This window comes from Acetobacter sp., from assembly GCF_047721705.1.
Taxonomy (GTDB): Bacteria; Pseudomonadota; Alphaproteobacteria; order Acetobacterales; family Acetobacteraceae; genus Acetobacter.
This window is the reverse complement of sequence record NZ_JBDNXK010000004.1, coordinates 1-16,089: the sequence shown is the minus strand read 5'-3', so window position 1 is coordinate 16,089 and position 16,089 is coordinate 1. Positions and strand designations below refer to the sequence as shown.

The following is a 16,089-nucleotide window of genomic DNA, read 5'->3' as shown; positions in this document are numbered from 1 at the left end:
AGGAGGGCTGTCTGCAAGGCTGCATCCAAAAAACCGTCGTTGACATTGTTCGTCCCGTGCGTCGAATTGTTGAAAATGGTGGAAAATCCCCAAACGGCAGATATCGGAGATGCAGGGAAAACGGTTTACGCGTTCCCCGGTCGTTCGCTGCTGGATCGACGAGAGGCCGCTCGTTATCTGGGCATTACGCCGTTTCGGTTGAGAATGCTGGAGGTCGGCCATTGTGGTCCTGTCGCCTTGGACAGGGGGCGCTATCGGGTCGATGCGCTCGATGTCTATCGCACCGAACTGTTTCTGAGAGCAGAACTATCGCCGGATGAAGCGACGCGCCGGGCGGAACGGGCTTTGCGGAACGTGTCGGATGAAGACGCGCCCTTGGACCCCTTCGTCAATATGGCGACCTTGCATGATCTCCTTGATGTCGGGATATTTATCTGTGGACGTGCCGCGATTTTCTGCGGACTTCTGGTTATTGTGCTGTCGCACACGCCGCTTTCACGCGTGCTCACGCATGTTATCAAATAATTGCACGCTTCAATTATCTGCAACCAATTAACTGCTGTTCCTCTTCTGGTCATAATATCGCTCTAGGGTAGCGATAACTGGAACAGTGACGTTCTTTCCAACTGAAATGAATTGAGGAAGTGTTTTTTATATGAGCCAGAAAAGGGGTTTTGGACGGCGTCTGTTTGGTCTGTCTCTTTTGGGAACAGGTCTGAGTGGTCTGACTGACGCTGCGTTTGGCGAAAATGGCAAAGCGCCGCCGCCCGCGCCCATTCCCAAAGCCGCATTGCCGAAAATGACACCGGAGGCGGCCGCACGAAAGAGCGGTCTTCGCGTTCTCTGTTATGTCGGTGGCTACACACGTTCCGGGCCGGATGACGCAAATGCCAAGGGTATCACCCTGTTCGAAATGAATCAGGAAACAGGCATACTTACGCAGGTCGGTCAGCCAACCAATGCGGATAACCCATCTTTTCTGGCTTTCTCACCGGATCATAAAACTCTTTATTGTGTCAATGAAGTCAGCGATTTTGGTGGAGAAAAGACAGGCGCTGTTTCCGCTTTTAACGTCGATCAGCACACAGGTGTCCTGAAATTTCTGAACGCAGTACCGTCAGGTGGTGCTGATCCCGCTCACTTAAGCGTCCATCCTTCAGGACGCTATGTGTTTGCGGCGAATTATACCGGTGGCAGCGCAGCCGTTATCCGCCTTCAGCCGGATGGAAGTCTGGGGGAGCGGACAGATCTCGTGCAGAATACGGGTCCCCGAATGCCGGAACGTGCGAAGGATAATCCGCCGGGCAATTATGCCGTCAGTGATCACTCCGGATCGCACATGCATATGATTCAGGCGGACGCGGCGGGACGGTTCATTGTCGGGGCCGATGCCGGTCTGGACCGCGTCTATGTCTGGAAGTTCGATCTCGAATCCGGAAAGCTGAGTCCGGCAAAGTCTCCTTTCATGGCGATGGAACCGGGGTCTGCACCGCGTCATTTCTGTTTCAGTCCAGATGGCAAGGTCATCTACATTCTGGGTGAGCAGAATTCTCGTGTGGTCGTGGCGGATTACGATCAGGAAACGGGCGAGATGTCCGTGCGTCAGACGGCCATGACTGTGACGGCAAAGTTTCGTGGAAGCACGCTTGCCGCCGAAATCGGTCTGCACCCGAATGGAAAATTCCTTTATGTGACGAACCGGCTTGGTGATTCCATTGCCTGTTTCCGCGTGAAGGATGATGGCTCCATCGAACTGTTCGATCAGGCTTGGGAACACGCCAACTATGGCCGTTCTTTCGCTTTTGATCCTTCGGGACAGTTCCTGTTTGTCGCCAATCAGCGCAGCGATTCCATCACCTCGTGGCGGGTGAATGGTGAAACCGGCGTGCTGGATTTCACATGGAACTTCACGCCTGTCGGAACGCCGACGGCTTTCGCTTTCATGGCTGTTTCCGGGGATTAAACCTCAGGCTTCCACCAGAAGGCTTTGTGTGGTGGCGGTCATGCCGCAGGCATCAGGATGATCCACTGTCAGCAACAGCCGCTGCGTTGGGGTGGAACAGGCCGACAGGGGCGGGGAACGGTGTAGGATTGCGGGTTCTTCGCTCCAGTCGGGAAATTTCAGACCTTTAAGAAGCGTGATGGCTCCCGTGCTCGTCTGATGAATGGCTTCCTCGTCCTGATAGCGCCATTGGACACCCGGCCCGGCATATGTGCAGAGCAGACGGAGCGGCACATTATCCACATGAAAACGGCGGCAGCTGTCACCGATGATGATTTCCAGTCGGACACGTAATTCCTGAGTTTGGGAAAATGTTCTGTATTGATGCGCCAGAGTGAGAATGTCGCGCAGAAGCCAGTGCGCGTCCACTGGCATGATGTCAGCAATTTCTCGTTCAATCGTCTCCGGGGTGCCGCGGGTCAGAAATAGACGCGGGGCGTAGGCAAGCCATGCTTCGATGGCCGCCTGCAAGGGGGCGCCGATTGACCGTTCAACAACGACAATATGTTGATCTGGCTGCTGAATATCTTTCAGAGCACTCAAAACATTCATCTGCTGGCGGGTGGGGCAACTGTCGGTCATGTCAACTCGCTTGCAATATGATTGTTATGTTATAACATAACGAATGGAAGTGAAGCCAGTCACAATTGCTGCGACAGGAGTTGCGGATGTCCGAATGCCGTCTTGTAAACGATAGGGGCGACAGAAAAAGCGGCGCGTGTTTGCCCGGGTCATTCGCGTCGGAGAAAGAAAGCCGACAAGAGGACAGCAGTAATGAGCGCACGCTAAGGCATGAAATGTGGCGGCGTTTCGATGGCGATGACTGGGACGCTTTCGATCAGTTGCCGCCTTCTGTCCGGCAACGTGTGACGATGCACGCTTATGATGCCTGGTCGGTCAACGTCCTGATCTTGTGGCGGCACTACAAGGGAATTTATGGACGCAACACGCGCGCTGAACGCGCATTGATCCGTTATCTCGACTATTGCGAACGACTGGAACGGCAGGCTTTTGCGTCATGCTATACTGAGACGCACGGACAGCCTCTCCCGCATGACGCCGCACAGGTGGGCGTGTTGCGGGAATAGGCTTCACAGATCACGGAAAACGGCCAGTCGTTTCAATAATGCGGATCGTAAGCCAGACTTTCGATCCACGCGCGGATATCTTCAGGACGCTCCACACTGGCCATCCCCTTGTCGAAGATGAATTCGGCCAGACGCACGGAAGAGGTGAGGGAAACGTCGATGATGTCTGTCTGCGGCGGATAAAGACGACCGCGTTCCAGTGTCACCACGTCGATCTGGTCTGCCAGCGCAAGAGCCGCCTCAATGATGAGTTCGTCCGTTACAAGCTTCGGACGTGTTGCATAAATCGCAAGGCCGAGGCCGGGGAAAATGTAAAAATTGTTGGCCTGTCCGGGAAAGAAGGTTTTGCCTTCGACTTCCGTGTTGGGAAACTGGATGCCCGCGGCAAAGAGCGCCCGACCATTCGACCAGCGATAGGCCTGTTCCGCCGTGCATTCCGCGTTTGCTTCCGGCAGGGACAGGGCGAAGATGATGGGACGTTCGTTGAGCGTTGCCATTTCACGGATGACAGCTTCACTGAAGGCGCCTCCTGCTGTGGAAGCTCCAATAAGAACGCTCGGTTTGACCTGCCGTATCACAGCAAGAAGATCGGTGCTGGGCTCAGCCTGTTTTGTAAATCGTTCCTGCTCGGGGATGAGATCGGTGCGGGATGTTTCAAGCAGGCCGTTCACATCCATCATGGTGATGCGTGCGATGGCTTGCTGTTCCGTCAGGCCTTCAAGCTTCATGGCGGCAATCAGAATGTCCGCAATTCCGAGGCCGGATGAGCCTGCGCCGAGAAACAGGTAGGTCTGGTCGGAGATTTTTTCCTTTTTGACCCGCAGGGCGCTGAAAAGGCCAGCCAGTGTGACGGCTGCCGTTCCCTGAATATCGTCATTGTAACACAGTGTCTTGTCGCGGTAGCGCGCGAGATAGCGTAGGGCGTCCGTGCCCTTCCAGTCTTCGAAATGTAGGCAGCAGCCGGGAAAGACTTCCTGCACAGCCTGCACGAACTCATCGACAAACTCATCAAGTTCGTCCTGAGCGGGTGGTTCGCGCCGCATTCCCAGATAAAGCGGATCGGCGCGGAGGGCTGCGTTGGTGGTGCCGATATCAAGCTGGATTGGCAGCAGAGAGCGGGGAGGTACGGAACCGCAGACCGTATAGAGCTGGAGCTTGCCGATGGGGATTCCCATCCCGTTTACGCCGATATCACCCAGTCCAAGAATGCGACCGCCAGTCGTCACGCAGATCGTGCGGACATCCGCTTCCGGCCAGTTGCGCAGGACGTCGGCAATGCGCCCTTTCATGTCCAGCGTAATGTACATCCCGCGGGGACGGCGGTAGATGTGGCTGAAAACCTTGCAGGCCCGTGCGAGCGTTGGCGCATAGACGATCGGCACGAAATGCGCTGGGTCGGACCGGAGAACCTTGTAGAAAAGGATTTCGTTCCGATCGACCAGAGAATTCAGATAGATATAGCGCTCAAGATCGTCCGGCTTGATTTCAATATGGTGCAGGGTGCGCTCAACCTGACGGTCCAGTGTCTCGACGCGGGAGGGCAGCAGGCCTTCGAGCCCCAGTCTTCGGCGCTCTTCCTCCGTGAAGGCGGTGCCATGATTGGCCTCGCCATCATTGAGAAGAGCCATACCGCGTAATGAGGACTTCGAAGATGTCATTGGACTGCACCCTTTGTTCTTGGCTCTGTATCTGAGCACTACTGTTCACAATGCTGGATTCTCTCCTGCCTTGTCCAGTATCAAGAATCATCGTTCAGTATGCTGAACAATGAGGGTCTATCGTTCGCGACGTTTGTTGGCCAGTTCCGTGACAACACCATGGAGTGTGCGGAGTTCCTGTTCCGTCACTTCACCGCGTGTGAAAAAATGGCGAAGATTACGCACCATGCCGGGACGCTTCTGCTCATTGCGCAGAAAGCCGCATTCATCCAGTTCGCGGAAAAGATGCCGCATGAAGTTCTCAAGTTCGCCTTTGGTGGCGACATGCGTTTCATTGGTCATCAGTTCACGAGGCAGCGTGCTGTCCTCTGTCAGCCACCACTCATAAGCCATGATCATCACGGCCTGCGCCAGATTCAGCGACATGAACGCTGGGTTCAGTGGGTAGCGAATCAGGGCGTCAGCCCGTGCCATGTCCTCATTGTCGAGACCCGCACGCTCGGGGCCGAACATCAGCCCGACCTTCAAGCCACGGTTGGTCGCTTCCCGCACTTCGACCGCGCCACCGCGTGCCGTCAGCAGCGGTTTGACGATATGGCGGGGGCGGGGGCAGGTCGCATAGACGTGATGCAGATCGGCGATGGCGTCATCGACCGTCTCGAACACTTCCGCTGCGTCGAGAATTCGGTCTGCGCCGGAGGCTGCGCGTCTGGCCCGTTCCTGCGGCCATCCGTCACGTGGGGCGACAATGCGCATATGGAACAGTCCGCCATTGGCCATGGCGCGTGCGGTCGTGCCGATATTTTCTGCCATCTGCGGGCGAACAAGAATGACAACCGGACTGTTGCCGATCGGCCCGATGTCGGCGCCGCCGTCCCGCCCGGTCATGCGCGCCTCCATGTCGTCCCGCCGGGACCGTCTTCAAGCACCACGCCCTTGTCGGTCAGTTCCTTGCGGATGGCGTCGGCACGGGCGAAATCCTTCGCCTTGCGGGCTGCCAGACGCTCGGCGATCAGGGCCTCGATTTCTGCCTCAGATGGCCCGTCACCAGCCTCGCCCCGGAACCATGCGGCGGGTTCCTGCATGAACAGGCCGATCATCCGACCCGAAACCAGCAGGTCAGCGGCGGCGTCTCGATCGCCAGCCATGGCCGCTGTCGCCAAGGCATGCAGTTCAGCAATGGCTTTTGGGGTATTCAGGTCGTCGCACAGGGCGGCGAGGAAGGAAGCCGGAATGTCGCGGCCCTCCACATCCAGCGGCCATACACCTTCCAGCGCCCGATAAAACCGGTCCAGCGTGCGCTTGGCCTCGTCCAGACCCGCCCAGGTGAAGTTCAGGACCGAGCGATACTGTGCGCCCATAAGCAGAAGACGCAGCGCTTCGACCGGGCCTTTCGCCAGCACGTCGCGAATGGTCAGGAAGTTGCCCAGTGACTTGGACATCTTCTCGCCATCGACCAGCAGCATGGCGTTGTGCACCCAGTAGTCGGCGAACTTGCCCTGCGGGAAGCAGCACAGGCTCTGGGCGCGTTCGTTTTCATGGTGCGGAAAGAGCAGATCGCTGCCGCCGCCGTGAATGTCGAAACTGTCGCCGAGATAGCGGTGCGACATGGCCGAGCATTCGATGTGCCAGCCGGGACGGCCGCGTCCCCACGGAGAAGGCCAACCGGGCTGTGTCGGCGTGGAGGGTTTCCATAGCACGAAATCGCCCGGATCACGTTTGTAGGGAGCGACCTCGACACGAGCGCCTGCGATCAGATCTTCCGGATCGCGGCCGGACAGTGCCCCATAGGAGGGGAAAGAGGCGACGGCAAACAGCACGTGGCCTTCCGCTTCATAGGCATGACCGAGTTCGATCAGGCGGGCGATCATCGCCACCATCTCTTCGATGTTGTGCGTGGCGCGCGGCTCGATGTCCGGCGGCAGCATGTTCATCGCCTTGAGATCGGCGTGGAACTCGGCGGTCGTGCGGGCGGTGAGGGAGGCGATGTCCTCGTTGTTCTGCGCAGCCCGTGCGGTGATCTTGTCATCCACATCGGTGATGTTGCGCACGAACGTCACACGCGGATAGAGCCTGCGCAGCAGGCGGGTGAGAATATCCGCTGTCAGCATGGCCCGCAGATTGCCGACGTGCGGCAGGTCATAAACCGTGGGGCCGCAGTAATAGACCTTCACATGCTCCGGATCGAGCGGCTCGAACGGAACGGTCGCGCGCCGCTGGCTGTCGTGGAGCAGAAGCTGTGTCATCGTGATAAGGTCTCTGTCGTCCTGTGGTTTTCAAGCTCTCGCGTGGATGCCTTTTCGCGCGACGGAACGCAACACCGGAAGCGATCGGAGGTCATGTTTGCCTGTCGCTGGGCGGGAGGCTTGGCTGCCACAGCCCGTATGGCCGTTGACGGCGGACGGATGCGGTTGGAAAGACATGGCATGAGTAACACGACGACCCCACGAAGCCGCTGGCAGGACTATTTCGCTGGCCTGTCCGGTGCGGCCCTGAGCGTTCCGCAGGTGATGGGTTACGCGCGCATTGCGGGTGTCGCGCCCGTTATCGGCCTCTACACGCTTCTGCTGCCGCCGCTTGCCTTTGCCGCTTTTGGGTCCTCGCGCCATCTGGTGGTGGCGGCCGACTCTGCTACGGCTGCCATTCTGGCTGGTGGCTTGGGGGCCATCGCCGAGCCGGGCAGCGTGCATTATATGGCGCTTGTGCCGGTTGTCGCTTTTCTGACGGCCCTCCTGCTGCTTGTCGCCCGTCTGTTCCGGCTGGGATTTCTGGCCGACTTTCTTTCCCGCACTGTGCTCGTCGGCTTTCTTGCTGGCGTGGGTATGCAGATTGCCCTCTCCATGCTGCACGACATGATCGGGATGAGCGGACATGACCCCAATCCCGTCGTTCAGCTGTGGCGCGATCTAACCCATCTTCGCACGCTCAACGTGCCGACACTGATACTTTCTGCTGCGGTCGTAGGGAGTATAGCGCTTGGCAGCCGTTTCGCGCCCAAGTGCCCCGTGCCGCTGATCGCTCTGGTGGGCAGTATCGCTCTTAGTGCGGCCTTCGGTTTTTCCTCGATTGGGATCGTCACGTTACAGCCGGTCAGTAGCGGCCTGCCGCGTCTGGTCCTGTCGCTGCCTGCGTTTGAGGATCTGCAACACGTTCTGCCCATTGCCGGTTCGTGCGTGTTCGTCATCATCGCCCAAAGTGCGGCAACGTCGCGTGCCTTTGCCGATCTCTTTAACGAACAGGTTGATGAGAATGCCGACATTCTGGGACTGTCGGCGGCCAATCTTGCTTCCAGTCTCACCGGGTCGTTTGTCGTCAACGGCAGTCCTTCCCAGACGGCTGTTCTCACGCGACTGGGTGCACGTAGCCAGAAATCGCAGATTGCCATCGCGGCCGTCGTAGCCGTCATTCTTCTCTGCGCGACCGGGCCGCTGCGTTATCTGCCGCAATGTGTTCTGGCCAGCGTCGTGTTTGTCACCGGGTTGAACATGATCAATGTGCGGGGATTGCTCGCTATTAAAAGCGAAAGTCCCGGCGAGTTCCGGCTTGCGCTCGTCACGGCGGCGACCGTCGTGGCCATCGGGGTGGAGCAGGGTATTCTGCTTGCGACGGTCCTCTCTCTGCTCCGGCATGTGCGCCATAGCTATGAACCCCATACGAGTGTTCTGCTGCCAGTACAATCCGGGCTTTTCGAGACCGTTCCCTGTCGCAATGGAATTGAGACCGCGCCAGGGCTGATCATCTATCGTTTTGCCGCAGATCTTTTCTATGCGAACTGCACCTGGTTCCTAGATGATGTGACACGTCTGGTGGAAGCTGCGCCTCACCCCGTGAGATGCGTTGTTGTTGACGCAGGCGCCATCACGGATGTGGATTATTCAGCCGCTGTCATGTTGCGCAATCTGCTGGAGAAGTTGCATCAGCGGCATGTCACGCTCTTTCTTGGCCGCGTTAGTCCCGATCTTCATCGTGACATGGTAAGGCATCACCTTCTTGAGGCCATTGGCGAGGACCATGTGTTTCCCCAACTTCATCTCGCTGTCGACGCCGCACGGGCGATGATCAATCCGATGGCTGCCTCCTCATGAAGCGGGCGATTCTTCCCGGTGTGGTGCTTGAAGAAGACGAAATCGAAGTTACCTACATTCTCGCGTCTGGTCCCGGTGGACAGAACGTCAATAAGGTGGCGACCGCCGCACAGCTTCGCTTCAATGTGTGGCTTGCATCAGGATTGCCTGATCGGGTGCGCCACCGGATGCTTGAACTGGCTGGGACACGCGCCACGCGCGATGGTGAGATTGTCATTACGGGAAGGCGCTTTCGCAGCCAGATCCGAAACCGTGAGGATGTGATTGAACGCCTTGAGGAACTGATCCGGGAGGCGGCTCATCGTCCCGCTTTCCGTGTGGCGACCCGTCCGGGCCGCGCCGCGCGTCAGCGACGGCTTGACGGGAAGGCTCATAGGGCCGGAATCAAGAAGAATCGTAAGATAAGGCTGGATGACTGAGAAAGCGCTCTGGTTTCAGAAGGACGCTGTAAAGCCTCCTATGAGACGGCGTTGCACATGCAGTCCTGCTGTTTCCCTGAGTGCAGATGTGCCGAGTTGTTCACCGGTCAATGACAGCAGGAAATGTTTGTGAAAACGCCAGCCGACGCGGGCTGTCAACGTGACGAAATCCTTGATTTTCACGTTTGTCATGGTGAGCGTTGTGAAATTGGCTTCGGCATCCTGATAATGTGACTGCCAGCGGGCGTGTGAACTGAGTTCCACCTGCCCGAGCTTGTAAGCAAAGCCACCAATCACGGAATTGACCGGGGTCTGGCGTTCAAAATTGACCTGTGAACTCTGGTTGTTATCCCGAACCGCCGCCATCGCGTAGGCAATGTCCCAGTTCAGTCCGAACCCCGTTTTTCCATCAAGACGGATTTCTCCTCCGGCATCGTCAACACGCCCATAATTCCGGGGGAACATGGCAACGGAAGCGGGAGGCATGAACATATAGTTGGACGCAAAAGGCGTGCCGAGCATGTTGCTCGTGCGCTGGGCGAAAAGAGCGACGTAAAGATTGGCCCCGATGGGACCGATATGTCTTGAATAATTCAGCCCCACATTGATTGTTGTGGAAGGTACAATCAAGGCGTTGTTGAGCGTCGAGACAGGCCCGAAAACAGTTGTGGGCGCAAAATCAAACAGACCGGGCAGTTGAATGCCGCGCGCCACATTCAGACCGAATACACCAGCATTGCCCGCATCATAACGGATACGACTGTTGAAGCTTGGCTCAACGAAATGCCGCGATTTCGAGCGGGGAAGGTTCGGTATGTTTGAGGCGAAGGAAGGCACATAGAGAGCATCCAGTCGCACGGCGTTCGTCAGCGTCAGATTGGGAAGGATATGATAATCCCATGATGCCGAGCCAGCCCCCAGAGTTTCGTTTTCAGGAGGTAGATGGATGTTTTCCTGCTTCGCAGTCAGGTCTGTATAGCGGTATTCGACACCCAGCCTCAGATCGTTCTTGCTGTTCAGAGTGATGGTATCAGACAACTGGGCGTTCGTCATGCCCATGTTGTAGTTGAAGTCGATGGGAAGAACCTCGCCGAGAGCGGTGATATTCTTGTCCACTCCACTTTCAAAGTCATTGTGGTAGGCTTTGAATTCAATCAGTCCCCATCGTGTATCTGCGGAAAGTTTGCCTTCCAGACTTTTGGAGAGGGGGGTGTTCTGGAAATAGGTGCCGAAATCCAGCCAGAACGGCGCGTGAGCCTGATCGATTGTCCCGGTAAGGCTCCATTCGATCTGCGGCGTAATTTGGCCTCTCAGTTCGAGGGCGGCGTTGATTGTGCTTGTCTGCTGGTAGGTGTCGTAACGACCGCGCGCTGCGTATTCGTTGGAACGATAACCATTTACTGACAGTTTTGCGGCGATAACATCGGAAAATTTGTGGGAGGCAACGAATTCGCCGCCAAATCCTTCAAGGCTTCCGCCCCCAATATGAATATAGCTTTTGTTTTCGTGCAACGGATCACGTGTGACGATATTGATGACGCCACCTGAAGCGTTAAAGCCATACAGGGCAGAGTTCGGTCCACGGATTACTTCGATCTGCCGGATATCTTTCAGCGAGACAGGAAGCGTGGCCCAGTCCGTGTAGTTATAACCATCGAGATAAACCTGCCGCCCATCAATCAGCACCAGTGTGCGCGCCCCGCCAGCAGCGTCGTTACCGCGCACGGAAACATTGGCCTGTAACAGGGAGTAGCGTCGCACATCCAGTCCGGGGACCATTCTCAGCACTTCAGGAATGGTCTGGGCGCCACTGCTTTCGATCTGCTCTGCGGTGACGATCTGCGTGTCGGTGGACAGTTCACTGGCCCGCTGTGGCTTTCCCGTAGCGGAGGTCGTGACCGGTTCACCGAACATCTGTTCAAAAGAACTGTAATCAAGGCTTTGAGCGTAGGCGTGATGACTGCCCACCATGAAAGTGTAGGCCAGAAGAAGAGAAACCTTCCTGAATGGCTCAGGAACAGTAAAAAAAGCGAAACGGCGCTTATTGCAATGGGTTTGAATTGAAAACAAGAACAGGAATGTCCAGTTTAGCGAGGATACTCCTGCATAATGATCTGGTTCCTATTACTTCCGTGTTAACATCGGCTTGGTTTTTAAAAGTTCAGGTTAAAATTATCTTGTGAGAAACGAAGTCAAAAAAGAAGGCTCCGCAACGCGAAGTTCGTGTTAGAATCAGAAATGTGGAGAACGAGATGAACGAACAGACGCACACTTCTAACAGCGAGCAACATGCTCCCGATGCTGAAACATCTGCTGCTGTTGCGCCATCCTCAGAACATAATGCGGCTCCTCCGCCTCCCACACCACTCGCGCCAGCACCCGTGATTGCAGCTGTGTCTTCAGACGGCACTGTGACAGCCGCTGCGCCGCCTGCTTCATCCGATTACATGGACCGAGCCGCCTATAAGGAACTGGCTCAACTGGTGGGTGCCATGCTTTTTGTCGGTCTGCTTGTGGCGACCGGTTGGCACGCTGCGCATTATTCGGGGGCTTGGCCCTACTGAAAGGGCCGCTTACCTCACGCGTTCACTGATGGCGCAGCGTGACGACGAGAACGTCGCGGAATGCGGGCTTGTTATTATCGACGGGATGAATCGGCGTCACGCCGTGATAGGCCTGATTGTCGTTGACAAAAGCGGCGTCCATCGGCGCTGACAGGGTGAAGCCTCCGATTTCGCGCCCTTGCAGATCGTAAATGGTGGTCTCACCGCTGTTTACGTTTTCTCGACGCACCATCAGCACCAGAACCCAGTCAACACCATCGCGGTGACGCCCTTCGGGTGTCGGCTGCCCCAGTTTCCCGGGTTGTGCTTCGATGCGGAATTGATGCACCTCCGCATGCCATGTGTCAGGGCGTTGGTCGTTGCTGGTGAGATCGACTGCCAGTCGATGCACGAGCGAGAGAACCGCGTGCATGACCGGATGATCGGCAATGGCGTCCTCAATGGGCTCGAACCAGCGTTCGATACCACCATTGAGCGCGTTGTAATCGCGGCTTTGATAATGCGGCTGGTGCTTTTTGCGGGTGATGGTGTCGTCCGAGAGCGCAAAGCTGGCATAGCGGCGGCGGCGGTAACGACCGCCATCCGCCATGTAAAGATCCATCCCGAGCCGTTCCCAGCTTTCGGCAAAGCCATGCCAGTCGGTCATGCCCAGATTATCGAGCAGCACCTGCATCGTCTCCGGCGTGATGTGCGCGAAGAACGTCTGCCGCGTCTCCGCTTCGATACGGTTCAGATCGTTCGAAAGAGACTGCGGCGCCTCATGTTTCATCATCGTGGCCTTTGGGCTCGTCGGCTTTGGGTTTCTTGGTTTCGGATGAGGTAGGCGCAGGAGTGTCCTCGTTTGCAGCCGTGGTTGCGGCTGGCGCCTTGATCGCACCCGTGATGTTCAGCGCCGTGCCCGGTGCGGAAGCGGTATAGGAGGTTGGCGTGTAAAATTTGACACCGGCAGCAGCCATCCGGTTGGCGATGCGCTTGTAGAATTCGCGCTGAACCTTCCATTTCATCATTGCCGCCGTGCGGATTGTGCCGATGATGATGGAGCCGTTTTCCGTCGTGCTGTTGACACCGAGATCGTTGTAGTCGGAGTAAATGATGGTCTTGAAGGCCTCTTCCTCGCGCATTTCCTTCACCGTATCGGCCATGATCTTGACCACACGCGGAATGTTTTCCCCCAGATCGACGGTCTGATTGATGATGATCTGGTTCCAGCCACGCGCCGTGTTCGCGATGGAGGAAACGGACGAGAAGGGAATGATGTGCAGGTCACCGTCGAAGGCGCGGACACGCACGGTACGGATGGAGATGTTCTCCACAATGCCGGCCACGCCACCTGCGGTTACCCAGTCACCCACCTGAATCGCATCTTCCACCAGCATGAAGAATCCGGTGATGAAGTCTTTCACCAGACTCTGCGAGCCGAAGGCGATGGCAGCACCCATGATGCCCGCACCGGTCAGCAGTGGCGCGACGTTGATGCCAAGCTGGGACAGCGACGTGACCAGCACGATGATGATGATGATGAACAGAAGCACTGTCCGGATGATGGGAAGAACAGTCTTGAGGCGCGTCGCTCGTGTGGACTGACCGCTCTTGTCGAACTGTTCAAGCTGGCGGTTGAGCAGAACGTTGACGAATTCCCAGATCGCGGCGGCAAAGGCGACGGCGACGATAAGCGTGACCGCTGCCCCCAGAAGGCGTGAGCCGAGGCTGTTGGTGAAGAAGAAATGAACGCTGTCGATGCCCCATGATTCCGTCAGTGCCAGGAAGCTGACGAACGCGATGATGCCTGTAAGCGTGCCGCGCACGAAAGGATAATAGCGATCGGCACGGGCCTGAAGGTCCGGGTGTTTCTGCACCAGTTCCGGGTTGAGGCGGAAGAGTTTGTCCTGCCAGCCGTAGCAGAGAATGGCGAGCAGCCGTGAGAGAGCGATGATGACAACTGTCAGGACAACGGTGCGAAGAATCCAGTCATAACCACCGCGCATGTGGACGGCCCAGACGAGCCACAGCGCCACATCAAGGAAGAGGGCCGGAATCCACCAGATTTCCGCCAGCGCGAGCATGAACGACCAGAAGCCTGTCTTCGCTTTTGCGCGCTTGGGAGCGATGGTGCGGGCTACAATGGGGCGCAGACGCCAGATGAACCCGGCGATGAGAATATGCTCGACCAATACCACGGCGCGGATCATGGCTTCCGTTCCGCGCGCGGACATGTCGAATTCGCCGCCCAGCACCGATAGGCAGACGACGATGGAAGGGGCCGCTACCAGAACATTCCACCAATGGGTGAGCATGCGCGCCGTGCTGTCTGAAACGGGCGCCAGACGGATGGTGGGAGAACGCGGTGCAAGAGCGGATTCAACCAGAATGAACAGAATGCGTGCGACCACATAGGCCTCGGCCAGCGTCTCCGTGACGGTTTCGGCCTGAGACGTGCCGGTGGCCAGCGCGGAGCCGGCAAAGGCGACACCAAGGAAGAGAAGGATCGGCAGGAGCTTGAGACCGAAATGCCCCAGCGCGTAAGGCACGCGCGTGATGAAACGCAGGGTGTCGATCTGTCGCTGTTGGTCGTTCGCACGAGTCTGGAGCGTCGCGATCTCGTCTTTGCTGGCACCTGCGGCCTGAGCCTCGGCGACGTCTTTTGCATCAACGGTTTTCGCTGGTGTCGATTCAGCGGGGGTGGCGCTTGCAGTTGGATCCGCGCTGGGCGTGGCGTCGCTCGTCGCATTCAGGCGATGTTCCCGAAGCTGGGCGCGTGCTGTGACCCGATGGAGCGGCTTCCTGATCAGCAGGCTTATGGCCCATTCACTTGCCATTGCCACCAGAATGATGAGACCAGCCCGCCAGAACGTGTCGATCAGGATTTCCCGGCTCTGAGGGTTGGAAATTTCTCCCCTGAACCAGTGGCCGACGCTCTTCAGGTCCGAGAAAAGACCGAGAAAGTTGTCGAGATAATCCCGAAACCGCGATTTGATGGACGAAACGCTGGAGGCGAAGTCACTTTGCAGCGCCGCTGCATTTGGCGTGACGACCGCCGGCTGGGCAGCGGCCGCAGGTTTTGTGACAGCGGGGGGCGCAACTGTGCCGGTGGCGTCCACCCCTTTCGCCATCAGCGAAAGCGTTTTCGTGAAATCAGAACGTTTCTGCGGGTCGTTCAGAACATTCAGAAGCTGCTGGGCTTCCTGTTTGGAGAGAGGAGCATTGGCGGCTCCGGCATCGGCGGCCAGAGCGGCATTGAGGGGAGCAATGCCGAACGCAAGAAGCCAGAGCAGAAAAATCGTGCGAAGCAGGGAGGAAAAGGATCGCCGTACAAGACGGTCAGGACTATGAAAATCTGAACGGGTACCCGCGTTGCACGCCTGCATTCTTTGCCAACCTCTCGAAGTCGGTTTTGGTTTCTGAACGAAAGTGTATCTCCCGAATCCTCGGGAGGTAAGCCTTCCGGCTTCAACTGTCCTGTCCAGAAACGCTTTTACCCTGCGAATGTTGCAGGAAATTCAGTTATCCATCGAAGCGTGCCACGCGTTCACGTCTGAGAACGAGGGTCCGCGCCACAAGATCGTGCAGACCCTGTTTACGAGGCGTAAACGCCACCATCAACACACCGATATAGAGAAGCGGGAACGAGACGAATGTCTTGATGACCGTACGGACGAGCGATTGCAGGAACGAAATCCGGTTTCCATGCAGCGTGCTGACGCGGAGCCCAAGCGCAAGCTTGCCGAGGGTTCCCTGCAATGGGGAAGCTTCCATCAGGATGAAGTAGAGCATCATGTAAATGGCGAGATACGAGCCGTGATCCGGTACGTCGATCTGCGGCATCGGGAAGGCGAAACTGCTGTTCAGGTCGGTGTTTGTGTAGGCGACCTGATAGGAAGGCGTATCGCCCTGCCATTGTTCGAAATGAACATGGGGCAGGGTGAAAATGCCGAACAGGATGCTGGACAGGCCAAGCAGGAACGAATCCAGCAGCGCGGCGGCGGTGCGTATCCAGAATCCCGCATAGACCAGCATGCGACCGTCCGGGGCGAGGGAGCCCGCGTCACCAACAATTCCGGAAGGGCTGGCAGGGCTTCCCCAGCCCGGAGGAAAGGCATCATTCATAGGTGCGCGCCTAGCTGCGGTAAGAACCGTTGATGTCAATGTAGCCATGCGTCAGATCGCAGGTCCACATGGTTGCCTTCCCATCGCCCAGACCGAGATCGACACCGATTTCGATGTCCTGTCCCTTCATGTGGGCAACGACGGGGGTTTCATCATAGCCATCCACGAC

General features: G+C 57.2%; 15 protein-coding genes. 6 read left to right on the top strand and 9 right to left on the bottom strand.

The annotated features are described in order from the left end of the window. Positions 1 to 75 precede the first annotated feature (75 nt). Both ABF824_RS01290 and ABF824_RS01285 read left to right on the top strand, forming a co-directional pair. Complete coding sequence (locus ABF824_RS01290) at positions 76 to 525, top strand: hypothetical protein (RefSeq protein ID WP_415486009.1); 450 nt, start codon at positions 76 to 78, stop codon at positions 523 to 525. 130 nt (positions 526 to 655) lie between these two features. Then, on the top strand, positions 656 to 1,963 hold the full coding sequence (locus tag ABF824_RS01285) for a lactonase family protein (RefSeq protein WP_415486008.1): 1,308 nt from the start codon (positions 656 to 658) through the stop codon (positions 1,961 to 1,963). Positions 1,964 to 1,966: 3 nt separating this feature from the next. Here the strand turns inward: ABF824_RS01285 and ABF824_RS01280 are convergent, their stop codons facing one another. Then, a complete protein-coding gene (locus ABF824_RS01280; protein WP_415486007.1) occupies positions 1,967 to 2,584 on the bottom strand; it encodes a DUF1826 domain-containing protein in 618 nt (205 codons plus the stop codon). Positions 2,585 to 2,724: 140 nt separating this feature from the next. Here ABF824_RS01280 and ABF824_RS01275 point away from each other — a divergent pair, with 140 nt between their 5' ends. Beyond that, the gene (locus ABF824_RS01275; RefSeq protein ID WP_415486006.1) at positions 2,725 to 3,090 is read left to right on the top strand and encodes a DUF6525 family protein; all 366 of its coding nucleotides are present in this window, start codon (positions 2,725 to 2,727) and stop codon (positions 3,088 to 3,090) included. Between the two features lie 32 nt (positions 3,091 to 3,122). Here the strand turns inward: ABF824_RS01275 and ABF824_RS01270 are convergent, their stop codons facing one another. From ABF824_RS01270 to cysS, 3 genes are all read right to left on the bottom strand, one after another. After that, positions 3,123 to 4,748, bottom strand: a complete 1,626-nt coding sequence (locus tag ABF824_RS01270; RefSeq protein WP_415486005.1) for an NAD-dependent malic enzyme — start codon at positions 4,746 to 4,748, stop codon at positions 3,123 to 3,125. 117 nt (positions 4,749 to 4,865) lie between these two features. Next, positions 4,866 to 5,636: an RNA methyltransferase gene (locus ABF824_RS01265; RefSeq protein ID WP_415486004.1), complete on the bottom strand. Its 771-nt coding sequence runs from the start codon at positions 5,634 to 5,636 to the stop codon at positions 4,866 to 4,868. Beyond that, positions 5,633 to 6,994: a cysteine--tRNA ligase gene (gene cysS, locus ABF824_RS01260; protein WP_415486003.1), complete on the bottom strand. Its 1,362-nt coding sequence runs from the start codon at positions 6,992 to 6,994 to the stop codon at positions 5,633 to 5,635. Before cysS ends, ABF824_RS01265 begins: the two co-directional genes overlap by 4 nt. A gap of 180 nt (positions 6,995 to 7,174) precedes the next feature. Between cysS and ABF824_RS01255 the strand changes: the two genes are divergently transcribed. Both ABF824_RS01255 and arfB read left to right on the top strand, forming a co-directional pair. Then, positions 7,175 to 8,833, top strand: a complete 1,659-nt coding sequence (locus ABF824_RS01255) for a SulP family inorganic anion transporter (RefSeq protein ID WP_415486002.1) — start codon at positions 7,175 to 7,177, stop codon at positions 8,831 to 8,833. Next, positions 8,830 to 9,252: an alternative ribosome rescue aminoacyl-tRNA hydrolase ArfB gene (arfB, locus tag ABF824_RS01250; protein WP_415486001.1), complete on the top strand. Its 423-nt coding sequence runs from the start codon at positions 8,830 to 8,832 to the stop codon at positions 9,250 to 9,252. The genes ABF824_RS01255 and arfB overlap by 4 nt, the downstream gene beginning before the upstream one ends. A gap of 15 nt (positions 9,253 to 9,267) precedes the next feature. On the opposite strand, the gene ABF824_RS01245 is transcribed toward arfB, so the two are convergent. Next, the gene (locus ABF824_RS01245; protein ID WP_415486000.1) at positions 9,268 to 11,223 is read right to left on the bottom strand and encodes a TonB-dependent receptor plug domain-containing protein; all 1,956 of its coding nucleotides are present in this window, start codon (positions 11,221 to 11,223) and stop codon (positions 9,268 to 9,270) included. A gap of 281 nt (positions 11,224 to 11,504) precedes the next feature. On the opposite strand from ABF824_RS01245, the gene ABF824_RS01240 reads away from it, so the two are divergent. Further along, the gene (locus tag ABF824_RS01240) at positions 11,505 to 11,816 is read left to right on the top strand and encodes a hypothetical protein (RefSeq protein ID WP_415485999.1); all 312 of its coding nucleotides are present in this window, start codon (positions 11,505 to 11,507) and stop codon (positions 11,814 to 11,816) included. A 22-nt stretch (positions 11,817 to 11,838) separates the two neighbouring features. Here the strand turns inward: ABF824_RS01240 and ABF824_RS01235 are convergent, their stop codons facing one another. From ABF824_RS01235 to ABF824_RS01220, 4 genes are all read right to left on the bottom strand, one after another. Beyond that, positions 11,839 to 12,588, bottom strand: coding sequence for a 2OG-Fe dioxygenase family protein (locus ABF824_RS01235; protein WP_415485998.1), 750 nt, complete (start codon positions 12,586 to 12,588; stop codon positions 11,839 to 11,841). Beyond that, entirely contained in the window at positions 12,575 to 15,181 is a 2,607-nt protein-coding gene (locus tag ABF824_RS01230; protein ID WP_415485997.1) for a mechanosensitive ion channel family protein, read from the bottom strand. Before ABF824_RS01230 ends, ABF824_RS01235 begins: the two co-directional genes overlap by 14 nt. A gap of 136 nt (positions 15,182 to 15,317) precedes the next feature. After that, positions 15,318 to 15,920: an RDD family protein gene (locus ABF824_RS01225; RefSeq protein ID WP_415485996.1), complete on the bottom strand. Its 603-nt coding sequence runs from the start codon at positions 15,918 to 15,920 to the stop codon at positions 15,318 to 15,320. Positions 15,921 to 15,930: 10 nt separating this feature from the next. Next, the coding region (locus ABF824_RS01220; protein WP_415486053.1) for a bifunctional ornithine acetyltransferase/N-acetylglutamate synthase at positions 15,931 to 16,089 on the bottom strand (159 nt) is incomplete at its 5' end.